This is a genomic window from Streptomyces sp. NBC_01260 (assembly GCF_036226405.1).
In the GTDB taxonomy this organism is placed as follows: Bacteria; Actinomycetota; Actinomycetes; order Streptomycetales; family Streptomycetaceae; genus Streptomyces; species Streptomyces laculatispora.
The window spans coordinates 2987485-3011625 of record NZ_CP108464.1 but is presented as its reverse complement, the minus strand read 5'-3'; the positions used below and the strand labels follow the sequence as shown (position 1 = coordinate 3011625).

Sequence of the window (24141 nt, the reverse complement as noted above, 5' to 3'; positions counted from 1 at the left end):
ACAGGAGGGGGCGGGCCGCCGGCCGGCGTCCCGCCCCCTCATCCGCTGTCACCGTCGGACGGACCTGCTCACCGCCGCGCGCCCGGCCGCAGCGCCTTCGCCCGCCGCGCCACCCGGCGCACCGCGGCGCTCCGCGGCAGGAACGCGAACTGCTCGGGCACCCCGCCCGGCAGTGCGAGCGAGGTCAGCCGCCTGCGCTTGAAGTAGCGCCGGGTCGCGGCCGCGGGACGGGCGGCGAGATACCGTTCGGCGACCGGGCGGAGCCCCGGGTAAATCTTCGGCTGCATGGCGAAGCCGACCGCGCTCACCAGGTCGTTCAGCCCGTCCGGCGCCACCGCGGGCGCCGTCTCGGCCGCGCCGTGGTCCTCCAGGTCCGGCACCAGCGCGTCCACCAGCGTGACCGGGACCCGGTTGCTGTTCTCGTACGGGGTCAGCCGCTCCAGCAGCGTCCGGGTCCCGACCCGCGCCACCGGCAGCCCGTAGAACGCGGACGCCGTGAGCAGCGCCGTTGAGAAGCAGCCGACGACCAGGGCGGGCCGCATCCGCTGGTACAGCACCTCGGCGAGGACCGGGGCGGTGAGCACCCCCGCGTCCAGCACGGTCAGCTCCGCGCCGAGCCGCTCCGCCTCCGCCGCCATCCCCCGCGACCACTGGGCCGGGGCCGTCGGATGCGGTTTGAACACCAGCCGGGTGTGGCCGAGCCGGACCGCGCCGCGCATCATCCGCAGATGCAGCTGCTCCTCCTCCGCCGCGCTGATCAGGCCGAGGGCGGAGAGGTACTGGCCGAGCAGCAGCGCGGGAGTCTCCACGGACGGCACGCCCGCCGCGACGTCGGGCGCGTCGCCCAGCTCACCGAGCACCTTGAGGAAGGCCTCGGTCGGCACGATCCGCGGTGCCACGCCGAACTCCGTGAGCAGCAGCGGCCGCAGTCCCGGCACCAGGTCGAGATGGAGCAGCCGCCGCACCCGGGTGCCGACCAGCGGGTCGATCTTGTTCCGGGTCGGGCCGTAGCTCATCAGCCCGTCCGCGTACACGTCGATCGGAACACCGGTGAAGATCTGGGCGATCGCCATGGCCGGGTCGACCTGGATCGACTCCACCGCGATCTCGATGTCGTCGTCGCCGAGTCCCCAGGCCAGGCGCAGATGCCGTTCCCACAGCGGAACGTCGTCCGGCCGCGGGGACCAGCCGCCCGGATGGTGCGGGGCGATCGTGGCATTCCACGACACGACGTCGTCGAACCGGCCGCGCAGCACGTCGAATCCGGGCATCGCGTCGAGGGCGGTCGCCGTCTCCGGGATCGCCGCGTTGTTCGAGACGAGCAGGACGCGGCGGCCGGCGTCCGCGAAGAGGCCCGCGTCCAGGGCGGCGGCGAGGGTGGCCGTGCCGTAGAGGGTGGAGGCGAAGAAGATCTGCGTCGTGCGGGCCCGGCTGCTGTTCACGCGGCCGCCACCTCCTTCGCGGCGGACCGCCGGCGCAGCCGGCGCAGCAGGGTCGCGCGCTTGACGTCCATCGAATCGAGGGCCTCGTCCAGCACATCCTGCGGCATTCGCCCGAGAGCACCGGCGCTCATCGATTTCAGGGCACGCGCCACAGCGGGTTCGAACCTTTCCATCGAACCCATGTGATGGGAAATGATCGCGCAATAGTTTCGGACCGCTTTCGGCAGAAGTTCCCGCGCATCGCGGTCCGCCGCTGTTTCCCGTACGACCTGGTCGAACGAGCGAATGAAATCGAGCTGGCGCATGTCACCGATCTGGGTGAGCGACGAGGCGACGCCGCGTCGGTAGAAGATTCCGAGAAGTCCCAGCACCGCGAAGGAATCCGCCTCGCGGTGCAGTCGCCAGATCCACGGCCGGTCCTCGGCGGTACGCAGCCCGTCCGTGAAGTGCAGCAGCCCGCGGTCCAGCAGCCGACGGTGGTAGAGGCCCGCCCAGGCGTACGCGTAGTCGACGGAGGTGCTGCGCCCGGCGGGCAGGATCGCGTCCCGGGGGGCCATCACCTCGCCCCTGCGGCCGTGCGGGACGCGCTGGACGGTACGGGTCCTGCCGTCGGCCTGGACATGGTCGGTGCGGACGAAGTCGCAGTCCAACGCCTCGGTCCTGGCCAGGAGTTCGGCGTAGAAACCGGGGGCGAGCCAGTCGTCGCCGTCCAGGAAGGCGAGGTACTCGCCGCGGGCCGCGTCCAGACCGGTGTTCCGGGCGGTGGCCAGTCCGCCGTTCTGTTCGTGTCTGCGGACGACCACCCCCGGAATCTCGTCCTGCGCGCGCCGCAGCATGTCCGCGGTCCCGTCGGTCGAGCAGTCGTCGACGAGAATGAACTCGAAGTCCTCGCGGGCGTTCGCCCGCAGGCTTCTCAGGGTGTCGGGGGCGTATGTCTGCACGTTGTAGAACGGCACGATGACGGAGAGCTTAACCACCCGCATCACGCTAGTTCCGGGCCGGGCATTCGCCCTTGCGGCCGTACGGACGCGGGGTGAACGGCACCCGTCGAAATGATGAACCGGTAAGCACCCCGGGGTGCTTTTCCTCCCCGTTCAAGGAGCCCGGCGGCAGGTTGGGCAATCGTCGGTGGGCTGTTAACCCTTTGTTGCTGTCACGTTGGGCTGCTCACCCCCGGGCCTTCCTACCTTCTTGGACGTGCCCCCTCGTAACAGCAATTCGGCCTCGCCGGCAGAACTGGAATCCACGGATGCGCCGCCCCCGGCGCTCCGGGTGGCCGTGCTCGCCGACTCCGACACCCGATGGAAGTGGGGCGCGCTCACCGCGCGCCGGCTGACCTCGGGCGGTACCCGTGCGGACGCGCCCCGGGCGGAGATCAGCGGACTGCTGCTGCGTGGCAGGGCGACCCCGACCCCGCGCCAGCTCGCCGAGGTCGGCGACGTCGGCATCGCCGCCGACCGGGTGCGCGAGGTGACGGCGGTCGAGTTCCTGCACACCGTGCGGGACGAGGGGTACGACCTGGTGGTCCTCGCCCTGGTCGGCGGCGCCGTCCAGGCGATGCTGCACGGCCTCGCCGCGCTCCGGCTGCCCGCCAGGCCCGTCGTCGTCACCGGCTATGTCGGCGTCGTCTACGAGAAGCTCGCCGACGGGCTGCTGCTGCGGCACGGCGCGGACGTCGTCCTCGCCAACTCCCGCCACGACGCCGAGCGGTTCCGCGCGGTGTACGAGGGGGTCGGCGCCGACGCCTCGGCCGTCACGGAGGCCGCCCTGCCCTTCCTCGGCGGCGACCCGTACCGCCCCGAACAGGGCCGCGACACCGTCGTCTTCGCCGCCCAGCCCTCCGTACCGGCCTCCCGCGCCGACCGTACGTACCTGCTGCGCAGGCTCGTCGAACACGCCAGGCTGCACCCGAAGCGCGAGGTGCTCCTCAAGCTGCGCTCCAAGCCCGGCGAGCACACCACACACATCGAGGAACTCCCCTACCAGCGGCTCGCCGAGAAGCTGCCCGGCGGACTCCCGCCCAACTTCCGCCTGGTGTACGGGCACATGGGCGAGGTCCTGGACCGCACCGACCTGCTGGTCACCGTCTCCTCGACCGCCGCCCTGGAATCCCTGCACCGGCGCATCCCCACCGCGGTCCTCACCGACCTGGGAGTGCGCGAGACCCTCGGCAACCACCACTTCATCGGCTCCGGCCTGCTCACCTCCTGGGACCACCTGGACGGCGGCGCCCACCCACGGCCGGACGAGCGCTGGCTGGCGGGCCAGGGCGTCGCCGCCGACGGCAGCTACGACACCGCCTACGACACCGCACGGGCCCGGGTCACCGCCCTGCTGGCGGCGGACCGGCTGCCCGGCCCGGCGCCCTACTACACACCCGCCACCGCCCCCGGCTACCTCCCCGCCATCCTCGCCCGCCACCACCTGGCCCCCGACGGCCACCCGCTGCCGGGTGCCGCCGCGACCGGGGAGACCGGCCGGGTCAGGGGAGCGGTGCGCGAGGCGGTCCGGGACGCGGCCCGGGGCGCGTACCGCCACGGCGTCCAGCGGGTCGCCCCGGTCATCCGGCGGATGGGCGAGTTGTGAACACCACCAGGACACCTCATGGAGCCACCACACCTCATGGAGCCACGACACCTCATGGAGCAGCGATGACGCAGCCCACCGTGCTCGCCGTGATCCCCGCCCGCGGCGGATCCAAGGGCGTACCGGCCAAGAACCTCGCCCAGGTCGGCGGCGCAGCGCTGGTCGTCCGCGCGGTCCGCGCCTGCCTGGCGTCGGCCGAGGTGACGGACGTCGTCGTGACGACCGACGCCCCGGCCGTCGCCGAGGCCGCCCGAGCCGCCGGCGAAGCGCTCGGCGAGGCGGCCCGGGTGCACTGCGTGCAGCGCCCCGAGGCCATCGCGGGGGACACCGCGACCAGCGAGGCCGCCGTGCTGCACGCGATGGACAGCTACGAGGCCGAGCACGGCCGGAGCGTGGACGTCGTCCTCCTCGTCCAGTGCACCAGCCCCTTCGTCGCCCGCGAGGACATCGACGGCGTCGCCGCCGCGGTCGCCCGGGACGGCGCCGACACGGCCGTCACCGTCGCCCCGTTCCACGGCTTCCTGTGGCGCGACGGCAGCGCGGTCGAGGACCACAACTACGGCGTCAACCACGACAAGTCGGTCCGGCCCCGCCGCCAGGACCGCCCCGAGGACCTGCTGGAGACCGGCGCCGCCTACGCGATGGACGCGGCCGGCTTCCGCACCCACCGCCACCGCTTCTTCGGTCACACCGCGCTGGTGCGCACCGACCCGGCCCGGGTCCTGGAGATCGACGACCCGCACGACCTGGCCCGCGCCCGCGCCCTCGCCCCGCTCCTGGACCCGGCGCCGCTGCCCACCCGCGAGGACATCGACGCGGTCGTCCTGGACTTCGACGGCACCCAGACCGACGACCGGGTCCTCATCGACGCCGACGGCCGCGAAACGGTCGCCGTCCACCGGGGCGACGGACTCGGCATCGCCGCGCTGCGCAAGGCGGGCCTTCCCCTCCTGATCCTCTCCACGGAACAGAACCCGGTCGTCGCCGCCCGCGCCCACAAGCTCCGCGTCCCCGTCCTGCACGGCATCGACCGCAAGGACCTCGCGCTCAAGCAGTGGTGCGACGAGCAGTCCATCGCCCCCGAACGCGTCATGTACGTCGGCAACGACGTCAACGACCTCCCCTGCTTCGCACTCGCCGGCTGGCCCGTCGCCGTCGCGAGCGCCCACGACTCGGTACGCGCCGCGGCGCGCGCCGTGACGACCACCCCCGGCGGCTTCGGCGCCATCCGCGAGATCGCGGCCTGGCTGCTGGGCCCCACCCTCACCGACCACCTCTCCACCCCCACCGACTCCACCCCCACCAAGTAAGGACCACTCTCATGAACACCTCCCGACTGCGCACCCTCGGCGACCGCACCGCGGGCCCCGGCCACCCCGTCTACGTCACGGGCGAGATCGGCATCAACCACAACGGCGACCTCGACAACGCCATCGCGCTGATCGACGCGGCCGCCGAGGCCGGCTGCGACGCCGTCAAGTTCCAGAAGCGCACCCCGGAGATCTGCACCCCGCGCGACCAGTGGGACATCGAGCGCGACACCCCCTGGGGCCGGATGACGTACATCGACTACCGCCACCGCGTGGAGTTCGGCGAGACCGAGTACCGGGCCATCTCCGAGCACTGCGCCGAGCGCGGCATCGACTGGTTCGCCTCCCCGTGGGACACCGAGGCCGTCGCCTTCCTGGAGAAGTTCGACGTCCCCGCCCACAAGGTGGCCTCCGCATCCCTCACCGACGACGAGCTGCTTCGCTCGCTGCGCGCCACCGGCCGCACGGTGATCCTCTCCACCGGCATGTCGACCCCGCGCCAGATCCGCCACGCGGTCGAGGTGCTCGGCTCGGACAACATCCTGCTCTGCCACGCCACTTCGACGTACCCGGCGAAGGCCGAGGAGCTGAACCTCCGGGTCATCAACACCCTCCAGCAGGAGTACCCCAACGTCCCGATCGGCTACAGCGGCCACGAGACGGGCCTGCAGACCACGCTGGCCGCCGTCGCCCTCGGCGCCGCCTTCGTCGAGCGCCACATCACCCTCGACCGCGCGATGTGGGGCTCCGACCAGGCCGCGTCCGTCGAGCCGCAGGGCCTGACCCGCCTCGTCCGCGACATCCGCACCATCGAGGCCTCGCTCGGCGACGGTGTCAAGAAGGTGTACGAGTCGGAGCTCGGCCCGATGAAGAAGCTCCGCCGGGTCCCGGGTGTCGTCGCGGAGAGCGGTGACGCGGCCCAGGCCGCCGAGCCGGTCGCGGTCTGACGGGCCGACCGGTGAACCTCGCCTTCGTCGAGAGCCCGGTCCAGCTCCTGAACGTCCTGGAGTGGGCCTACACAGAGGGAGGCGGCGGCCGCGTCCTCGCGGACGTCACCGTCGTCGTCCTCCCTCCGGTCGACCCGATGTCGCGCGGTCAGCTGCGCCGGATGGCGGAGCTGGCCCGCGACGAGGGCGTCACCGTGCGCTGGCAGGAGGCGCGCGGCGACTCGGGCACCCCCTTGAAGTCGCTGCGCGCCCTGACCCGGCTCGTCCGCAACGCCGACCACATCGTCATCGGGGACCCGTTCAGCCGCTACGTACAGCTGCTGCTCACCCTGGTCCGCCCCCGCCGCCTCACCGTGGTGGACGACGGCACCGCCACCATGGAGTTCGTCGCCCAGCTGACCCGCGGCGAACGCCTCACCCGCTGGCACCGCCGCGGCGGATCGAGCCCCCGTGACCTGGTCCTGGCCCCGGTCACCGCCACCGCCCGCCGCCGCTTCACCCCGTCCGCGGTCCGCGAGGTCGAACTCTTCACCGCGATGCCGGTGATCCCGCCGCCCGGCATCACCCTCATCCCCAACACCTTCTCCTGGACCCGCTCCCGCTTCGGCCCGCCGCTGCTCACCAAGGGCGCGGACCTGGTCGGCACCTCCCTGGTGGAGACCGGCGTGGTCGACCGGGCCCCGTACCTGGAAGCGGTCGCGGAACTGGCCCGCACCCACGGCGCCACCCGCTACTTCGCCCACCGCCGCGAGTCCACCGAGAAGCTCCACGCCCTGGAAGCCGCCACCGGCCTGGAGATCGTCCGCCCCGATCTCCCGCTGGAACTCATCGCCCGCCGCGGCCCGATCGGCCGCACGGTGCTGAGCTTCCCCTCCACGGTGGTCCACACCCTGCCCCTGGCCCTGGTCGGCACCGACGTGAAGGTCGCGGTCTGCGACATCGCCCCGGAGTGGCTCCGCGAAACGGCGTCCCCGCGGGCCCAGGGCTTCCTCGCGGGGGTCACGGAGACGGCCCGCGACGTCCAGCGGCTGGCGCCCTGGCGGGCGACTGCGGTGGCCAGGGAGGCGTGAGCCGGGCGGACGCGCCCGGCCGTCCGGGCAGGGTCGGACGGGCATGACCTGTACGTCGTAGGAGGGGATCCACTTGTCCCGGGTCAGGATGGTCATCCCCTCGGTCTGAGCCTGCGCGATCAGTATCCGGTCGAAGGGATCATGCCGTCCGGCAGCTCGTCGAAGTCGTCCCCGATGCGGATCTGCCCCCGCAGTGACCCGCGCCCGGTCCGGTTCACCCGGGCCCGGAGCGGCACAACCTTGGCCACCGGTTCCCCGGCTTCGGAGATCACCACTTCCTCGCCGGTGGCCACCTGCTCCAGGATGCGCGAGAGGTGTGTCTTGGCCTCATGGACGTTGTGCTGACGCGCTGCTTCCACGGCTGCCTCGCAGTGCCGGATCGATAGGTGGACCAACCACTTGACCAAGCCTAAGCCGCGGCGAGCGGACTCGCTCCGGCCGCCGACCCCGAGTCCACCCCCAGGTGCCGCGGGCATCCGGACCAGGGTCGGCCCGGGGTCATCCCCGATAGCGGCCAGCGACACACCGAGACGATCATCGAAGCATGCAGACCACGGACATGACGCAACGTCAAGATGGCTCCACCGCAAGGGTTTTCCTCTTGGGCCCAGCCCTGATGGCCGGCTACGGACTGGTGCGGCTGGCCGGGCGGGCGGTGGGGGACTACGGGCCCGGGGTGTGGTGGTCGGTGGCGCACCTGCTGTTCCTGGCCGGGGTGCTCGCGTTCGTTCCGGTCTTCCGGGGCCTGCGGGTGCCGGACGGGGTACGTGGCGCCGGACGGGCCGGGGTCCGGGTGGCGGCCGGGGCCGGGCTGCTGGGGGTGGCCGCGGTGGCGGTCCAGGCGGTGATCGACCTGGCGGTCGGGTTCGTCGCGGCGGACGACCGGGCCATGAGCGACATGTTCGAGAAGGTGCAGGACGTGCCCGGTGTTATGCCTGTGGTCTACACGGCGGTGCCGATGCTGTTCTGGTTCGGGCTGCTGGCGCTCGTCACCCTGCTCGCGTTCCTCCGCCGCGACGACGTCCCGGCCTGGTCCCCGCTGCTGGTGCTGGCCGGGACCGTCATGATGGCCGTGAGCCTGGACCTGCTGACGGCGGGAGCCCTGTGCATCGGACTGGCCCTCTTCCCGGTGCGCCGCGGGCTGCCGGACTGACGGCGGTCCCGCACTCCTGCGACGACGGCGGCTCGACCTTCGCACGGCATGGTGGAGCGCCCATCGGACTTCGGTGCCCCGCCACGGCCCAACCCCGGGCGTATCGTGGTGAGTCGGACTCGGACCAGTTTCGCGGGTGGCGGCCATGGAGTTCCACGAGGAGCCCGGTATCGGTGACCGGATCGCCCGGCTGCGGCTGCGGCGAAAGCTGACACAGGAGAGGCTCGCCGAGCGCGCGGGAGTCTCGGTCGACGTCGTCCGCAAACTCGAACAGGGCGTACGCAGCACTGCGCGGCTCACGACCCTCAACGCCCTGGCACGCGCCCTGGATGTCGAGCCGTCCGTGCTCGTCGGGCAGCCCTCCACATTCGAGGTGCGCGGCGAACAGGACCAGCCCTCGGTGCTGGCTCTGCGACAGGTGCTCTCGCCGGTCGCCGATCTGCTGGGGGAGGAGTCCGACCCCGAGGAGCCGCCCACGCTTACGCAGTTACGGGCGGCGCTGCGGTCCACGGAGCTCGTCCGGCGGGAGGGACGCATCGGTGAGATCGGTCTGCTGCTGCCGCAGCTGATCCGCGATGCGAGAGCGGCCGTACGCGCGCACAGCGGCGCGGATGCGGCGGCAGCGTACTCGGTGCTGGCCGAGGCATATCAGGTTGCCGCCACCACACTGACCGCACTCGGCAAGGAGGACGCGGGCTTCACCGCGCTGGAGCGGGCGACGGAGGCCGCGCGCAAGGGGAACGACCCGCACCTGGAGACCGCGGGGATCTCCAGTCTCGCCTGGGTGTTCACCCGGCAGGGCAGGCTGGCGGATGCCGAACGGCTCGCCACGGTCACCGCCGAGCGCGTCGAGCCGACGTTCCGGTCCCAGCCGGTCGAACTGTCGCTCTGGGGGATTCTCCTGCTCCGGGCGGCGACGGCAGCGGTGCGCGCCGGCCGCCACGACACCGTGCGCGAACTGCTGACCCTGGTGAGCGCGGCGGCCGCCCGTATCGGCGCGGACCGACTCGACTACGCGACTCCGTTCGGGCCGACGAACGTGGGTGTGGCCAAGGTCAACTTCCTGGTCGAAATGGAGGACAGCGCCGAGGCGCTCCGTACGGCCCGTACCGTCCCGGATCTGCGTTCCCTCCCGCCGACCTGGCTCGCACGCTTTCACGTCGACCGGGCTCTGGCGCACGCGGAGCTGAACAATGCGGACGGCGCGGTGCGCGCGCTGCTGACGGCCGAGCGGATCGCACCGGAGTGGATGCGTTACCACTCGACGAGCCGACGCCTCGTGTCCGATCTGCGAGGCGGAGAGCGGCGCCGTGTCTCCCCGGTGTCGGATCTCGCGGGCCGACTGGGCCTTGAGGGCTGAGTAGGACGCCCTGTCCCAGGCGTACCGGGAAGTCGCACGGGGTGTCCCTGGTGATGCCCTGCTGGCAGACCTAGTTTCTTCGGCATCAGAAGCGTGCCGTTTCGACGAAAGCAGCTCTCCATGCCGATTCCTGTCACCCGCGTGCTGCCCTGGACCGGCGCCGACGGCAGGACGTGTCTGCTGATCACCGATCCTGAGGCACCCGGCCCCGTGTCCCGGGCAGCGGATCGGATCGAGGCGGTGCAGCTCGGCATGGGAATGGGGCTGATCGAGCACGCGCGGGACATGCTGGCCGATCCGGAGGCCGACCCCGGGCAGGTCCGCTACCTCGCAGGCCGGCTCACCGAGTCGCTGCGGGACGTTGTGTGCGTCGCCGTGAGCCGTGGGAACCGGCTGCACGGGAGCGCGGAGGACGCGACCGGGTCGAGCGTCGCGGACGGTCACCGATCACCTCGTGGGTGACGCGCGCCCCGGCCGGAACTACCCGCCGTTCAGGATGCGGCGCGCCACGAGCTTCCGTGCCCCCGAGAGTTCGGTCCGCACCGCGGAACCGCGCGCCGTGTCCACGGTGACCGCCGCCGGCAGGGCGGCGACGGCCAGTAGCCGGGATCGGCGCAGGTGGGTCGGGGGGTGCGTGGAGTCGACGCTGTGCCCGCGCAGGGCGCCCCGGCGGCGCTGGCGTTCGTACTCGCTCGCCGGAATGGACTCCGTATGGGCGGCCAGCCTGTCCCACAGGCCGCTCTCGGCGTCACCGGCCGCCCCGCGGTGGCCGCGCAGCGCGTTGGACTCGCGCAGCAGGGTGGCATCGGCGGAGCCGGAGACCATCAGCGCGTCCATCAGCCCGACGGCGGCCTCCGTCGAGCCGCACCGGGCGGCGAAGGAGTCGGCCAGGTACTCGCCGCGCTGGGTGGCGCGCAGGGTCAGGTGGTCGAGGGCCATCGCGGCGCCGAGCACCGCGCCGCGGGGGAGCAGATAGAGGGCGTTCAGCACGGCTTCGGGGGCCGTGGGGCTCTCGATCCGGCTCAGCAGGTAGAGCCAGGTGCGCAACGAGGCGAGCGCGTTTCCGATGACCAGGCCGTGCCGGGTGTCGCCGCCTGCGTAATGGCCGAGTTCGTGGCCCAGCAGTGCGATCCGCTGACCGGTGGTGAGCATCTCCCAGAGGCCGAGACCGATGGTCAGCAGCCTGCGGCGCCGCAGGCCGTACGTCGACACGCTCGCGTTGGTCTCTCCGTTGACCGCGACCGCGTGCACCCCGGTCGTCCCCACCGTCCCGCCGATCTCGTCGATCAAGGCGAACAGCTCGGGCGCGTCCGACCGGTACAGCACCTGTTCGTCCTCGGGCAGGTGCGAGAACCGGGGGCGCAGAAGCCAGGCGATGAGCAGGCACAGGGCGCCGGGGGCCGGGAGCGCGCCGCCCCAGCCGAGAACGACCAGCAGCACTCCGCCGACGAACAGCGCGGCCGTGAAGCCGTGGACGGCCGACGCCAGCGCCAGGGCGAGGACACTCGCCGCGTCGCGCCGGGGGCGCAGGGCCTCGTCCGTCGTCACCTCGGCCAGCAGCCGCTCCCCGTGCTCCCGGGCCAGCCTGCGCCGCAGGGCCTCCAGCCGCCCGCCCGGCTCCTCGGGCTCACCCGGGTCCACATTCCAGTCGCAGGCGGCACACCACGGTACGAACCGGTGGTCCGTCCGGATCTCCTCCCCGCACTCCGGGCATGACTGAACGCGCTCCTCCACGGTGCCGAGCACTGCTGAGGCCCCCCTCGTCCGACGGCCCCTACCAGGAACCGCTCAGGTGTATGTCAAAGGCGCATCCGCTTTCGACGGCAACGACGCAGCGTAAGCCGCGAGTCCGGGCGGCGTACAGGGAGTTCGGCCCGGAAGAAGCCGGAGGAGTCTCCCCTCGCCCCGGTTCGACCCGGGCGTGCACGGCACCGCACGAGTCACGATCCTCAACGCCCCGGCCCGCTACCCGGCCCGTTCCCCGCCCCGCGCGGCGCTCGCCCACGACGCCCGCCCCGCCGACACCAGGCCTCACACCCAGCCCCGCTCCCGCGCCTTCACCCCGGCCTGGAACCGCGTTCCCGCGTCCAGCCTCTGCATCAACGCGGCCACCCGGCGCGTCGCCGTCCGCACACTCACGCCCAACTGACGCGCGATCGCCTGGTCCTTGTAGCCGGAGTGCAGCAACCGCACCAGCACCAGCTCCTCCTCGCTGGGTCCCTCCACCACATCCGGTCCCTCGGAGAGCAGCGGTTCGGCCCGCTCCCAGTACGCCTCGAACAGCTCCATCAGCCCGTCCAGCAAGCCCGAGGGATGCACCAGCACGATGGAATCCTTGCTGCCCCCCGCCAGCGGAACCACCGCAACCCGCCGGTCCACGATCCGCGCCTTCAGCGGAAGATGCGGCAACAGCCGCGAGCGCTCCCCGGCCGCCGCCAGATTGAGAATCGTCCCCAATCGCCCGGGCGGCTCGATCGACTCCAGGCAGTACACCCCCCGGATGTCCACCCCGCGCTCCGCCCACTCCCGAGTCGTCGCCGAATTCCGCTCATCGAAGTGCGGCTGCCCCACCTGCTCCAGATAGGGCGGCTTGTCCAACGTCCACAGATGGGTGGTGACGGACCGGCTCAACTCCTCGATCTTCCGCATCATCACCTCCCGGCCCGTCAGCACCTCCACCAGGGAGCCCGGGTCCGACCGCAACTGCCCGGCCCGGTGCAGGCGACGCAGATCGGCGAACCCCGTCTCCACTCCCGCGAACGCGGTCTCCACCTCCGAGCGGCGCCGGTTCAGCAACGCCGACAACGCCGACTGCGGACTCACGGCCTCCCACTGGCTCCGCCCCACCCGCTGTACCAGCCCCAGGACGGCGAGGCGCTTGAGCGCCTGTCCCGTGCGTGCCACCCCGGCCCCCGCGCTCTCCGCGAGATCACGCACCGCGCTCTGCGAGCCCGACAGCACCGCCCGGTACACACCCTCGTCGAACGGGCTCACGCCCACTGCTTCCAGCACAACCAGCCTCCCCTGCCACCCGTGTGGGGGGCGCCCCCGGACCGGGACGGGCAGTCAGTCACCGACCGTCCCTTCGCCGATGGCGCGTTTGGTCACCAGGCCAAACACGCCATCAGATTATCTGGACATCAAGTGATCGCACAGCGTTCACTCCTGGGGGATCGCCGGTCAATCACTCCACGTGAGCGGCGGTTTGCCCACCCCAGCCGTCGGCCCACGCCCCGCGAGGCGAGCCCTCCCCGCTCGCCTGCCCGGCATGCCCGAACCCCTGTGAGGAATCGCGTGACACCTCAGCCACGAAGAGCGTCCCGCATACGACGCGGCACCATCGGCGCTCTGCTCACCACCACCCTCGCCGCTCTCGGCCTGCCCCTCGCCGCCCCCGCCACCGCCGCAGGCCCCGCCGGTCCCCTCGCTGCCGGCGCCTACCTGGTCACCCTCGCCGACCAGCCTCTCGTCACCTACGACGGCAGCATCGACGACATTCCCGCCACCAGACCCGTCCAGGGCAGGAAACTCGACGTCACCACGGCCGATGCCAAGCGCTACCGCGCCCACCTGATCGACGAACAGGCCCACGTCGCCAAGACGGTCGGCGCCACGGTCCGCCAGCACTACGCCGTCACCACCAACACCTTCAGTGCTCAGCTCAACGCCCGCCAGCTCGTCCGGCTGGCCGCCACCAAGGGCGTCACCGGCATCGCCCCGGACCGGCTCCACCACGCCACCGACGACAAGAACTCCACCGACTTCCTCGGCCTCTCGGGCCGAAAGGGTCTGTGGGCCTCCCTCGGCGGTAGCGCCAAGGCGGGCAAGGGCATCGTCATCGGCGACATCGACACCGGCATCTGGCCCGAGAGCGCCTCCTTCAAGGCCCCCGCGCTCACGACCAGGAAGCCCACCGGAAATTCCGGCAAGAAGCCCACCGGGAAGCCCGCCAAGGACGACCGCTACCGGCCCTACCGCGACGGCACCACCACCGTCATGCACAAGGCCGACGGTGCCACCTTCACCGGCACCTGCCAGACCGGCGACGGCTTCACCGCCGCCGACTGCAACGAGAAGATCATCAGCGCGCGCTATTTCGCCAAGGGCTGGCTCCAAGGGGTTCCCGAGTCCAACCGCGCCGGCTACATCTCTCCCCGCGACAGCGAGGGCCACGGCACTCACACCGCATCGACCGCGGCCGGCAACGCCAACGTCCGTGCCACCGTCGGCAGCGATGACTTCGGCGCCATCTCCGGCGTCGCCCCCGCCGCTGCCGTCGCCGTCTACAAGGCCCTCTGGGAGAGCAAGGACGGCACGCAGAGCGGCGGCCTGACCAGCGACCTCGTCGCCGCCATCGACCAGGCCGTCGCCGACGGCGTGGACGTCATCAACTACTCCCTCGGCGCCCAGTTCGAAAGCGACTACGACGACCCGTCGCAGACCGCGCTCCGCAACGCCGCCGCCGCCGGAGTCTTCGTCGCCACCGCCGGGGGCAACGCCGGTCCCGACGCCTCCAGCCTCGACAACACCGCCCCCTGGACCACCACCGTCGCCGCCGGAACCATCGCCCCGTACACCGGAACCGTCACCCTCGGCAACGGGAAGAGCTACGCCGGTATCAGCACCAGCGTGCACAACACCGTCGGCTCCGCGCCTCTCGTCCGCGCCGCCGCGGTCAAGGCCGCCGGCGCCGACACCGCCGATGCCGACCTCTGTGTCACGGGCACCCTCGACCCCGCACTCGCCGCCGGGAAGATAGTCGTCTGCGACCGGGGCACCATCGCCCGCGCCGACAAGTCCGCCGAGGTCAAGAGGGCCGGCGGTCTCGGCATGGTGCTGGTCAACATCCACGACGACAGCACCGACGGCGACCTGCACTCCGTACCGACCGTCCACCTGAACGTCCCCGAGGCCACCACCGTGCGCGACTACGCCGCCACGGGCAACGCCACCGCAACCCTCACCCGCGGCGGCACCGGCAGCGCCACCTACCCGCAGGTCACGGGCTTCTCCTCGCGCGGCCCCTCCCTCGCCGGCAACGGCGACCTGCTCAAGCCCGACATCACCGCGCCCGGCGCCACCATCCTCGCCGCGGTGGCCCCGCCCGGTAACCACGGCCGCGACTTCGACTTCTACTCCGGCACCTCCATGGCCACCCCGCACATCGCCGGCCTCGCAGCCCTCTACTTCTCCGAGCACCCCACCTGGTCTCCCATGAGCATCAAGTCGGCCATGATGACGACCGCGTCGCCCACCAAGACCTCCGACGGCAAGAACAGCGACGACGTCTTCGCCCAGGGCGCCGGCGAGGTCGAGGCCCGGACCATGCTCCGGCCCGGACTCGTCTACGACTCCACCGAACGGGACTGGCTCGCCTACCTCGAAGGCGTCGGCATCGACACGAGGACCGGCACCAAGGCCATCGACCCCAGCGACCTCAACTACCCCTCCATCGCGATCGGTGAGCTCTTCGGCACCCAGACCGTCACCCGCACGGTCACCGCCACCTCGGCGGGCACCTACCGTGCCAAGGTCGACCTCCCCGGCATCAAGGCCAAGGTCTCCCCGTCCGTCCTGCACTTCAGCCACGCCGGGCAGAAGCGCACCTTCACCGTCAAGCTCGACGTGACCACCGCGCGCGCGGGAGCCGTCGACACCGGTTCGCTGACCTGGACCTCCGGCCGCACCACGGTCCGCAGCCCGATCGTCGTCACCCCGCAGAGCGTCCACGCCCCCGCGGAGGTCAAGGGCACCGGCACCGACGGCGAGAACACCTACTCCGTCACCCCGGCCACCGACACCTTCGTCGCCACCGCCTACGGCCCCGTCTCCTCGCCCCTCACCAAGGGCACCCTGACCGGAACCGGTGAGATCTACTACGAGGCGGCCGTCCCGGCCGGCACCAAGGCCTCCCAGATCTCGGTCCACTTCGACCTTGCCGACGGCAACATCGGCGGCGTCGTCTGGGGACGGATGTTCGACGGCGCACTGCGGGACGTCGCGTTCGCCGACCTCGACAGCAGCGGAACCGCCACCATCAATCTGCCGCAGCCGGACGCCGAGAAGATCTTCGTGGCCGTGGTCGCCCTCGACGAGACCGGCACCGGGGAGAGCGTCACTCCGTACACGTATCAGGCGAACAACATCACCGAGAACAGCCCGGCCACCGGCACGGTCACCGTCGCGCCCGGCCGCGCCCGGGTGACCCCCGGTGCCCCGATCGACCTGACCGCCGCCTGGTCGGGCGTGCCGTCGGACGCCCGGTCCACCGCCTGGATCGAGTACTCCAACGGCGCGGGCACCTTCCTGACCCTCAACTGACCCCGGCCCACGGAAGCGGTGGCGGCGCGACTGCGCCGCCACCGCAGAGCCATGCCCGCCACCGATGGAGTACCGGGCCGGCTCTGTTCCCCGTGCGCCGGGCCAGGCGAGGCTGACGGAGCCCCGCCGGATGCGGCGCGGTGATTTCGGCGACGGGCCCGACGGCCGGGCAGGCGATGCGTCTGGAACCGATGACGTCCGGCACCGGCACACCGCCACGGGCATCAGCCGCTGATGTTGACGACCTTCAGCTCGACAGGCCAGGCGTTGGTTCCGCAATCAAGGACCGAAGCCGCTGCGGTGGCGCCCTTGCGCCAGCCCTTGCTGCCGCGGTACGGCCCGTTCACACGGCCCGCGCTGGCACACTTGGCCTGCACGTACCATGATCCATTCCCCTTGTCGCACCAGGCGACCGCGTCATTCAGGTCGCCGTGGCTGACGTAGGCGCTGCAGTTGCTCGGTTTGGTCACCGCTTCGGCGGCGGGCGCGAGGCCCAGCGTGACGCCTGAGGCCAGCAGGGCGACGGCGGAAGTTAAGACTCCGGCCCTAGCGCGGTATTTGTTCATGACAATCCCTCCCGTTGGAGGAGCCGAAAGGCCCCGGAGCAGGCTCGCAGGGAGAGACGGTGGTCAACATCGGCCCTCGGAGCGAAGCGTGATTCACCCTGCGGGAGGTTGAGTGCAGTGGGGGCGCGTGATAGCTGGCCGGCGGGAACTGGTTCCAGTGCGGGCGGGCCCCCTGGGAGTGGCGCGGGCGCGTTTTACCCGTCGGGCGCTCGCGCAAAACGCTACCGCGGGTTCTTTCTCCTCTGTGTGGCTGAACTTTTCTTGATCTGTGGCCCGTTGAGGCGTCACGGGGCCTACCCTTCAACGGGTGAACCAGTTGATCTCCTGTGAGTCCGATGCCGACCTGCCCGGGGGCGACGGCGTGAGCCAGGGCGGCCGCGTACTGCCCGGCACACTGCCCGAAGCGCTGCGCGCCGAGCTGATCGCCTTCCGGCGTGATCTGCACATGCACCCCGAGCTCGGCAACCAGGAGTTCCGCACCACCGCGGCCATCAAGGCCCGGCTGGAGCTGGCGGGGCTGGAGCCCCGGGTGCTCGCCTCCGGGACCGGGCTCATCTGCGACGTGGGGACGCGGAGCGAGGCCACGCGGCCCATGCTGGCGCTGCGCGCCGATATCGACGCGTTGCCGATCCCGGACACCAAGACGGGCGTCCCGTACCGCTCCACCGTGCCCGACCGGGCGCACGCCTGCGGGCACGACATCCACACCACCACCGTGCTCGGCGCCGGCCTCGTGCTCGCCGAGCTGGACCGGCAGGGGCTGCTGCCCAACCCGGTGCGGCTGATCTTCCAGCCGGCCGAGGAGGTGCTGCCCGGCGGAGCGACCGACACGATCGAGTGCGGGGTGCTGGAGGGCGTCGGCCGGATCATCGGGGTGCACTGCGACCCGAAGGTCGACGTGGGGCGGATCGGGCTGAGGGTCGGGGCGATCACCTCCGCCTGCGACCGGCTGGAGCTGTCCCTGGACGGGCCCGGCGGCCACACCGCCCGCCCGCACCTGACCACCGACCTGGTCACCGCCGCCGCCAAGGTGGCCACCGAGGTCCCCGCGCTGCTGGCCCGCCGGGTCGACGCGCGGGCCGGGCTCGCGGTGACCTGGGGGCGGCTGCAGACCGGGCACGTCTGCAATGCGATCCCGCAGCACGCCGAGCTGTCGGGCACCGTCCGCTGCCTGGATCTGGCGGCCTGGCGGGATGCCCCGGATCTGGTGCACGCCGCGATCGACGAGGTGGCCGGAATGTACCGGGCCAAGACGGTGATCAACTACATCCGGGGCGTCCCGCCCGTGGTCAATGACGCCGCCGCGACCGGACTGCTCACCGCCGCCATGTCCGCCCGCCGCGGTTCGTATGCGATCGAGAGCACCGAGCAGAGCCTGGGCGGGGAGGACTTCTCCTGGTATCTGGAGCATGTGCCGGGCGCGATGGCGCGGCTCGGGGTGCGTACCCCCGGCGACGCCCGTGGTCTGGACCTGCACCGGGGCAACTTCGACGTGGACGAGGAGGCGATCACCGTTGGCGTGGAGCTCTTCACCGCCTCTGCGTTGCTCGACGGTAATCATCTGTAACCGGACAGGTCACCCCCGGTTCGCGACGATCCGATAACAGCTTCCGTACAGGGCTTTATCTGACATCTACGCGCGTTACGATCGCGGCGAAACCAGCGCCGGAAGAGGCGCTTCGGTCAGGTTTGAAGGAGCCTTCCCTTGCGCCGGATCACCAGGATTGCCACCGTGGGCGTTGCGTCCGCGGCGCTTGCCCTAAGCGTCACCGCATGTGGCGGTAAATCGTCGTCGGACACCAGCTCCGACTCGAAGGGAGACAAGATCGCGCTCGCCTACGACATCGGTGGGCGCGGCGACCAGTCGTTCAATGACGCCGCCTACGTCGGGCTGGTCAAGGCGGAGAAGGATCTCGGTGTCAAGGGCACCGAGGCCGAGCCGTCGGACGGCGAGTCGGACGCCGACAAGGTTCAGCGGCTCACCACGCTGGCCCGCGCCGGCAACAACCCCGTGATCGGTGTCGGCTTCGCTTACGCGCCCGCCATAAAGAAGGTCGCGCCGAAGTTCCCGAAGACCACCTTCGGCATCATCGACGACGCCTCGGTGACCGGTAAGAACATCGCCAACCTGGTCTTCAACGAGGAGCAGGGCTCGTACCTCGCGGGCGTCGCCGCGGCCAAGGTCAGCAAGACGAAGACCGTCGGCTTCATCGGTGGCGTGGAGACGCCGCTGATCAAGAAGTTCCAGGCGGGCTACGAGCAGGGCGTCAAGGACACCGACCCGTCGGTGAAGGTCCTGTCGCAGTACCTGACCCAGCCGCCGAACTTCGACGGCTTCTCCAAGCCCGACCTCGGCAAGGCCGCCGCCCAGGGGCAGCTCGACAAGAAGGCCGACGTCGTCTACGCGGCAGCCGGTCTCGCCGGCTCGGGCTCGATCGAGGCCACCGCGAAGGCCGGCAAGTGGGCCATCGGTGTGGACTCCGACCAGTACAACCAGAAGGGTCTCGCGGCCTACAAGGACCAGATCCTGACCTCGGTCACCAAGGACGTCTCCGGGTCCGTCTTCAATCTGATCAAGTCAGTGAAGGACGGCAAGCCGCAGACCGGTGAGATCCGCTACGGCCTGGACAAGAACGGCGTCGGCCTGGCCGACTCCAACCCGGCGTTCACCAAGATGACCGACGTGATCGCCGCGGTCGACAAGGCGAAGAAGGCCATCATCGACGGTTCGGTCACCGTCAAGACCACCCCGTAACGGCCTCTGCTCGACGGCTGGACTTCCCGGGGCCCGGAGCGCGCACCAACGCAGCTCCGGGCCCCGGGGTGTTCTCCGGAGAAGTCCTGATGAAGTCCTGAAGAAGTCCCACCCATCGCAGCGTCTCCTTGCAGGGCCCCGGAACCGGACGTTTCGGGTCTGCGCGCGCACGTGAATGTCGATTCGGTGGCACTACGCGTGTAGACCAACCTCTGGCGCGATAACTTCACCCCGCCCTTGCCCCCCGCCCCCGCTCCTGTCCGGCTAAGGAGAGTGTGTCATCAACGCGTCCAGCAGCCCCCCGGCCGTAGAACTGCACGGCATTACCAAGCGCTTCCCCGGTGTCGTCGCCAACCACGACATCGACATCACCATCCGCAAGGGCACGGTCCACGCCCTGGTCGGAGAGAACGGTGCCGGCAAGTCCACCCTGATGAAGATCCTTTACGGCATGCAGAGGCCGGACGAGGGAACCATCACGGTCGACGGCGACCAGGTGGTGTTCGGCAGTCCGGCCGACGCCATCGCGCGCGGCATCGGCATGGTGCACCAGCACTTCATGCTGGCCGACAACTTCACGGTTCTGGAGAACGTGGTTCTCGGCGGCGAGAAGCTGCACGGGATCGGGGCCGCGGCGCGCAGGAAGATCATGGAGATCTCCGACGCGTACGGTCTCGGCGTCCGGCCCGACTCCCTCGTCGAGGACCTCGGTGTCGCCGACCGGCAGCGGGTCGAGATCCTCAAGGTCCTCTACCGGGGCGCCCGCATCCTCATTCTCGACGAGCCGACCGCCGTCCTGGTCCCGCAGGAGGTCGACGCGCTCTTCGACAACCTGCGCGAGCTCAAGGCCGAGGGGCTGACGGTCATCTTCATCTCGCACAAGCTCGGCGAGGTCCTGTCCGTGGCCGACGACATCACGGTGATCCGCCGGGGCACGACGGTCGGCACGGCGGACCCGTCGAACACCACCACCAAGCAGCTCGCCGAGCTCATGGTGGGCAGCGAGCTGCCCTCGCCGGAAACCCGTGAATCCACGGTCACCGACGTTCCGATGCTGCGTGTCGAGGGCCTCGCGCTCTCCGTCACCGACCCCGACGGCGTCGTGCGCAACGTGCTCGACGGCGTCGGCTTCACCATCCACAAGGGCGAAGTCCTGGGCATCGCCGGGGTCGAGGGGAACGGGCAGACCGAGCTGATCGAGGCGCTGGTCGGCATGCGGGCACTCGACGGCGGGGTGATCACCCTCGACACGGACGACATCTCGCGCCTCCCCACCCGCAAGCGCCGCGAGAGCGGGATCGGCTACATCCCCGAGGACCGGCACCGCCACGGCGTGCTGCTGGACGCCTCGCTCTGGGAGAACCGGATCCTCGGGCACGTCACCGAGCGGCCGAACAGCCGGCGCGGGCTGCTCGACATCAAGGCGGCCCGCGCGGACACCGAGCGGATCGTGCGCGAGTACGACGTCCGCACGCCCGGCATCGAGGTCACGGCCGGTTCCCTGTCGGGCGGCAACCAGCAGAAGCTGATCGTCGGCCGGGAGATGAGCCACGACCCGAAGCTGCTGATCGCCGCGCACCCGACCCGTGGTGTGGACGTCGGCGCGCAGGCGCAGATCTGGGACCAGATCCGTGCCGCGCGCCGTGAGGGACTCGCGGTCCTGCTCATCTCGGCGGACCTGGACGAGCTGATCGGGCTCTCCGACACGCTGCGTGTCATGTACCGCGGCCGGCTGGTCGCGGACGCCGATCCCGCCACCATCACGCCGGAGGAACTGGGCTCGGCCATGACCGGTGCCGCCACCGGCCATCTCGAGGCAGCACCGGAGGACGACGCCTGATGAAGAAGTTCGACAAGGACCGGCTGATCCTGGGCTTCGCCGGCCCGGTTCTCGCCCTGGTCGTGGCCTTCGCGCTCACCACCGTGGTGCTGCTCGCGTCGGGGAAGAACCCGTTCGAGCCGTACCGGCTGATGTTCGACGCGGCGACCTACGCCGACGTGCAGGTCCTGATCATCAACCAGGCCGGCACCTACTACCTCGCGGCGCTCGCGGTGGCGATCGGGTTCAGGATGAACCTCTTCAACATCGGCGTCGACGGCCAGTACCGGCTCGCGGCGATGGTGGCGGCGCTCGTCGGTGCCAGCGTCAGCCTTCCCGGACCGTTCCAGATCGCCCTGATCGTCATCGTCGCGATGCTGGTCGGTGCCTTCTGGGCGGGCATCGCGGGATTCCTGAAGACCACCCGCGGGGTGAGCGAGGTCGTCTCGACGATCATGCTCAACTCGATCGCGACCGCACTGATCGCCTGGCTGATCCTGCCGAAGAACTTCGGTGAGCAGCCGGCCGGCTCCAACAACCTGACCACCGGCGACCTCCCGGAGTCCGGCTGGTTCCCGGGTCTGTCCATGGGCGCCGAAGCGGGGGAGATCTACGGGTTCACCTTCGTCGCGGCCGCGTGCGGCGTCGTCTACTGGTTCGTCCTGAACCGCACCCGCTTCGGCTTCGACCTCCGGGCCACGGGCGAGAGCGAGAGCGCCGCCCAGGCATCGGGTGTGGACGCGAAGAAGATGATCCTCACCTCGATGCTGCTCTCCGGGGGGATCGCGGGCCTCGCCGGCATGCCGACGCTGCTGGGTGACACCCACACGTACAGCCTCGACTTCCCGACCGGCATCGGATTCACCGGAATCACCATCGCCCTGCTCGGCCGTAACAATCCGCTGGGCATCGCCTTCAGCGCACTGCTGATCGCCTTCCTGGACAAGACCTCCGCCTCGCTCGACCAGTTCGGGTACGAGAAGGAGATCGCCACGATCATGCAGGGCCTGATCGTGATCTCGGTCGTCGTCAGCTACGAGCTCGTCCGCCGCTACGGAATCCGCCGTCAACAGCAGAAGGTCGGCGAGGAACTCGCAGCCGGCCATGCCCTCACGACCGAGAAGGAGGCCGCACTGTGAGCGCCAGCAAAGTCTCCGCCGCGAGCGTCGCCCCCAAGAAGGGCGGCGGCCGCCGCAAGCTCACCCTGCCCGTCGTCCTGCTGATCGTGGCGGGCGGCCTCGCGCTGGTCTCGCTGGTCCGCCTGATCAGCGGCGCCAACGACGTGACGTCGGTGGGGCAGGTCTCCGGTGCGCTGGAACTGGCCGTCCCGATCGGCCTGGCGGGGCTCGGCGGTCTGTGGGCCGAGCGCGCGGGCGTCGTGAACATCGGCCTCGAAGGCATGATGATCCTTGGCACCTGGTTCGGTGCCTGGGCCGGATTCCAGTGGGGTCCCTGGGTGGGTGTCCTCTTCGGCATCCTCGGCGGCGCCCTCGGCGGTCTGCTGCACGCGGTCATCACCGTCACCTTCGGCGTGAACCACATCGTCTCCGGTGTGGCCATCAACATCCTCGCCGTCGGCCTGACCCGCTACCTCTCCAACTTCGCGTTCGACGGCGTCGAGGGCGGTTCCTCCAAGCAGTCCCCGCGGATCGAAGCGATCGACAGAATCACCATTCCGGGGCTGTCCGACTGGCTGCAGGACCTCCAGCAGAAACACTGGTTCCTGGTATCCGACATCGCCGGCGTCGTCGGGGGCGTGGTCACCAACCTGTCCTGGCTGACCGTGGTCGCCATCCTGCTCGTCCCCGGCACCTGGTGGCTGCTGTGGCGCACGGCGTTCGGTCTGCGGCTGCGCTCCTGCGGCGAGAGCCCGATCGCCGCCGAGACGCTCGGCGTGAACGTCTACAAGTACAAGTACATCGCCGTCATCACCTCCGGCGGTATGGCCGGGCTCGCCGGCGCCTTCCTGGCCATCGTCTCCACCGGCATCTACCAGGAGAACCAGACCGGCGGCCGCGGCTACATCGGTCTCGCCGCGATGATCTTCGGTAACTGGATGCCGGGCGGAATGGCGCTGGGCGCCGGTCTCTTCGGCTTCACCGACAGCCTCAAGCTGCGCGGCGGTGCCGAGAACGTCCACGCGATGCTGCTGCTGCTGGCGATCCTGCTCGTGATCGTGGTGTTCTGGCAGCTGTACCGCAAGAAGTACGTGGCCGCCGTGATCTCCGCCGCGATCTCCGCGCTGCTGTTCACCTGGTACGCGCTGACCGACCAGGTGCCCAGCCAGTTCGTCGACATGGCGCCCTACGTCACGACGCTCCTGGTGCTGTCGCTCTCCGCGCAACGGCTGCGGATGCCGAAGGCGGACGGTGTGATCTACCGCAGAGGTGAAGGGAAATGACCACGGTCACCGAAGCCGACTGGGACGCCCTGCGGACCGCCGCCCGGGAGGCCATGTCCCGGGCGTACGCGCCCTACTCGGGCTACCCGGTCGGCGTCGCCGCCCTGGTCGACGACGGCCGCACGATCGTCGGCTGCAACGTCGAGAACGCCTCGTACGGCATCGGGCTGTGCGCCGAGTGCGGACTGGTCTCCCAGCTGCACGCCACCGGCGGCGGCCGGCTGACCCACTTCACCTGCGTGGACGGGGCGGGCGAGATCCTGGTGCCGTGCGGCAGGTGCAGACAGCTGCTGCACGAGTTCGGTGGGCCGGAACTCGTCCTGGAGACCCCGGACGGCTTCCGCACCCTCGACGAGATGCTCCCGCAGGCGTTCGGACCGTCCCACCTCGGTTAGCGACGCGACTCCCCAC

General features: G+C 70.8%; 20 protein-coding genes. 14 read left to right on the top strand and 6 right to left on the bottom strand.

Features of this window, described 5'->3' with window-relative positions; translation table 11 throughout:
- Positions 1–68: 68 nt before the first annotated feature.
- Together OG322_RS13015 and OG322_RS13010 are read right to left on the bottom strand one after the other, a co-directional pair.
- On the bottom strand, positions 69–1442 hold the full coding sequence (locus OG322_RS13015; protein ID WP_123461207.1) for a polysialyltransferase family glycosyltransferase: 1374 nt from the start codon (positions 1440–1442) through the stop codon (positions 69–71).
- On the bottom strand, positions 1439–2419 hold the full coding sequence (locus OG322_RS13010; RefSeq protein WP_123462386.1) for a glycosyltransferase family 2 protein: 981 nt from the start codon (positions 2417–2419) through the stop codon (positions 1439–1441). Before OG322_RS13010 ends, OG322_RS13015 begins: the two co-directional genes overlap by 4 nt.
- 220 nt (positions 2420–2639) lie before the next feature.
- Between OG322_RS13010 and OG322_RS13005 the strand changes: the two genes are divergently transcribed.
- The 4 genes from OG322_RS13005 (at position 2640) to OG322_RS12990 (ending at position 7355) form a co-directional block, all read left to right on the top strand.
- Complete coding sequence (locus tag OG322_RS13005) at positions 2640–4028, top strand: DUF6716 putative glycosyltransferase (protein WP_123461208.1); 1389 nt, start codon at positions 2640–2642, stop codon at positions 4026–4028.
- 65 nt (positions 4029–4093) lie between these two features.
- Positions 4094–5338: an acylneuraminate cytidylyltransferase gene (locus OG322_RS13000; protein ID WP_123461209.1), complete on the top strand. Its 1245-nt coding sequence runs from the start codon at positions 4094–4096 to the stop codon at positions 5336–5338.
- An 11-nt stretch (positions 5339–5349) separates the two neighbouring features.
- Entirely contained in the window at positions 5350–6285 is a 936-nt protein-coding gene (locus tag OG322_RS12995; RefSeq protein ID WP_124284865.1) for an N-acetylneuraminate synthase family protein, read from the top strand.
- A gap of 11 nt (positions 6286–6296) precedes the next feature.
- Positions 6297–7355 (top strand): hypothetical protein, encoded by a 1059-nt coding sequence (locus OG322_RS12990; protein WP_123461211.1) that lies wholly within the window; start codon positions 6297–6299, stop codon positions 7353–7355.
- A gap of 119 nt (positions 7356–7474) precedes the next feature.
- On the opposite strand, the gene OG322_RS12980 is transcribed toward OG322_RS12990, so the two are convergent.
- Positions 7475–7714, bottom strand: coding sequence for a type II toxin-antitoxin system Phd/YefM family antitoxin (locus tag OG322_RS12980; RefSeq protein ID WP_123462388.1), 240 nt, complete (start codon positions 7712–7714; stop codon positions 7475–7477).
- A 242-nt stretch (positions 7715–7956) separates the two neighbouring features.
- Between OG322_RS12980 and OG322_RS12975 the strand changes: the two genes are divergently transcribed.
- The 3 genes from OG322_RS12975 to OG322_RS12965 all read left to right on the top strand — a co-directional run bounded on the left by OG322_RS12975 (position 7957) and on the right by OG322_RS12965 (position 10330).
- Positions 7957–8508, top strand: coding sequence for a hypothetical protein (locus tag OG322_RS12975; RefSeq protein WP_124284866.1), 552 nt, complete (start codon positions 7957–7959; stop codon positions 8506–8508).
- A gap of 145 nt (positions 8509–8653) precedes the next feature.
- Entirely contained in the window at positions 8654–9868 is a 1215-nt protein-coding gene (locus OG322_RS12970) for a helix-turn-helix transcriptional regulator (protein WP_123461213.1), read from the top strand.
- A 120-nt stretch (positions 9869–9988) separates the two neighbouring features.
- On the top strand, positions 9989–10330 hold the full coding sequence (locus OG322_RS12965) for a hypothetical protein (protein ID WP_123461214.1): 342 nt from the start codon (positions 9989–9991) through the stop codon (positions 10328–10330).
- Between the two features lie 18 nt (positions 10331–10348).
- On the opposite strand, the gene OG322_RS12960 is transcribed toward OG322_RS12965, so the two are convergent.
- Both OG322_RS12960 and OG322_RS12955 read right to left on the bottom strand, forming a co-directional pair.
- Positions 10349–11614, bottom strand: coding sequence for a M48 family metallopeptidase (locus tag OG322_RS12960; RefSeq protein ID WP_329306431.1), 1266 nt, complete (start codon positions 11612–11614; stop codon positions 10349–10351).
- A gap of 285 nt (positions 11615–11899) precedes the next feature.
- Positions 11900–12880: a helix-turn-helix transcriptional regulator gene (locus OG322_RS12955; protein ID WP_329306430.1), complete on the bottom strand. Its 981-nt coding sequence runs from the start codon at positions 12878–12880 to the stop codon at positions 11900–11902.
- A gap of 282 nt (positions 12881–13162) precedes the next feature.
- Here OG322_RS12955 and OG322_RS12950 point away from each other — a divergent pair, with 282 nt between their 5' ends.
- Positions 13163–16189: a S8 family serine peptidase gene (locus OG322_RS12950; RefSeq protein WP_241200111.1), complete on the top strand. Its 3027-nt coding sequence runs from the start codon at positions 13163–13165 to the stop codon at positions 16187–16189.
- Positions 16190–16413: 224 nt separating this feature from the next.
- Here the strand turns inward: OG322_RS12950 and OG322_RS12945 are convergent, their stop codons facing one another.
- Positions 16414–16755: a hypothetical protein gene (locus tag OG322_RS12945; protein ID WP_124284868.1), complete on the bottom strand. Its 342-nt coding sequence runs from the start codon at positions 16753–16755 to the stop codon at positions 16414–16416.
- Between the two features lie 316 nt (positions 16756–17071).
- On the opposite strand from OG322_RS12945, the gene OG322_RS12940 reads away from it, so the two are divergent.
- The 6 genes from OG322_RS12940 (at position 17072) to OG322_RS12915 (ending at position 24125) form a co-directional block, all read left to right on the top strand.
- Positions 17072–18322: an amidohydrolase gene (locus tag OG322_RS12940; protein ID WP_398911738.1), complete on the top strand. Its 1251-nt coding sequence runs from the start codon at positions 17072–17074 to the stop codon at positions 18320–18322.
- 138 nt (positions 18323–18460) lie between these two features.
- Positions 18461–19510, top strand: a complete 1050-nt coding sequence (locus OG322_RS12935; protein WP_329306429.1) for a BMP family lipoprotein — start codon at positions 18461–18463, stop codon at positions 19508–19510.
- 313 nt (positions 19511–19823) lie between these two features.
- Positions 19824–21350, top strand: a complete 1527-nt coding sequence (locus OG322_RS12930) for an ABC transporter ATP-binding protein (protein ID WP_123461218.1) — start codon at positions 19824–19826, stop codon at positions 21348–21350.
- The gene (locus OG322_RS12925; protein WP_123461219.1) at positions 21350–22468 is read left to right on the top strand and encodes an ABC transporter permease; all 1119 of its coding nucleotides are present in this window, start codon (positions 21350–21352) and stop codon (positions 22466–22468) included. Before OG322_RS12930 ends, OG322_RS12925 begins: the two co-directional genes overlap by 1 nt.
- Positions 22465–23730 (top strand): ABC transporter permease, encoded by a 1266-nt coding sequence (locus OG322_RS12920; RefSeq protein WP_123461220.1) that lies wholly within the window; start codon positions 22465–22467, stop codon positions 23728–23730. The genes OG322_RS12925 and OG322_RS12920 overlap by 4 nt, the downstream gene beginning before the upstream one ends.
- Complete coding sequence (locus OG322_RS12915) at positions 23727–24125, top strand: cytidine deaminase (protein ID WP_123461221.1); 399 nt, start codon at positions 23727–23729, stop codon at positions 24123–24125. The genes OG322_RS12920 and OG322_RS12915 overlap by 4 nt, the downstream gene beginning before the upstream one ends.
- The last annotated feature ends 16 nt before the right edge of the window (positions 24126–24141 follow it).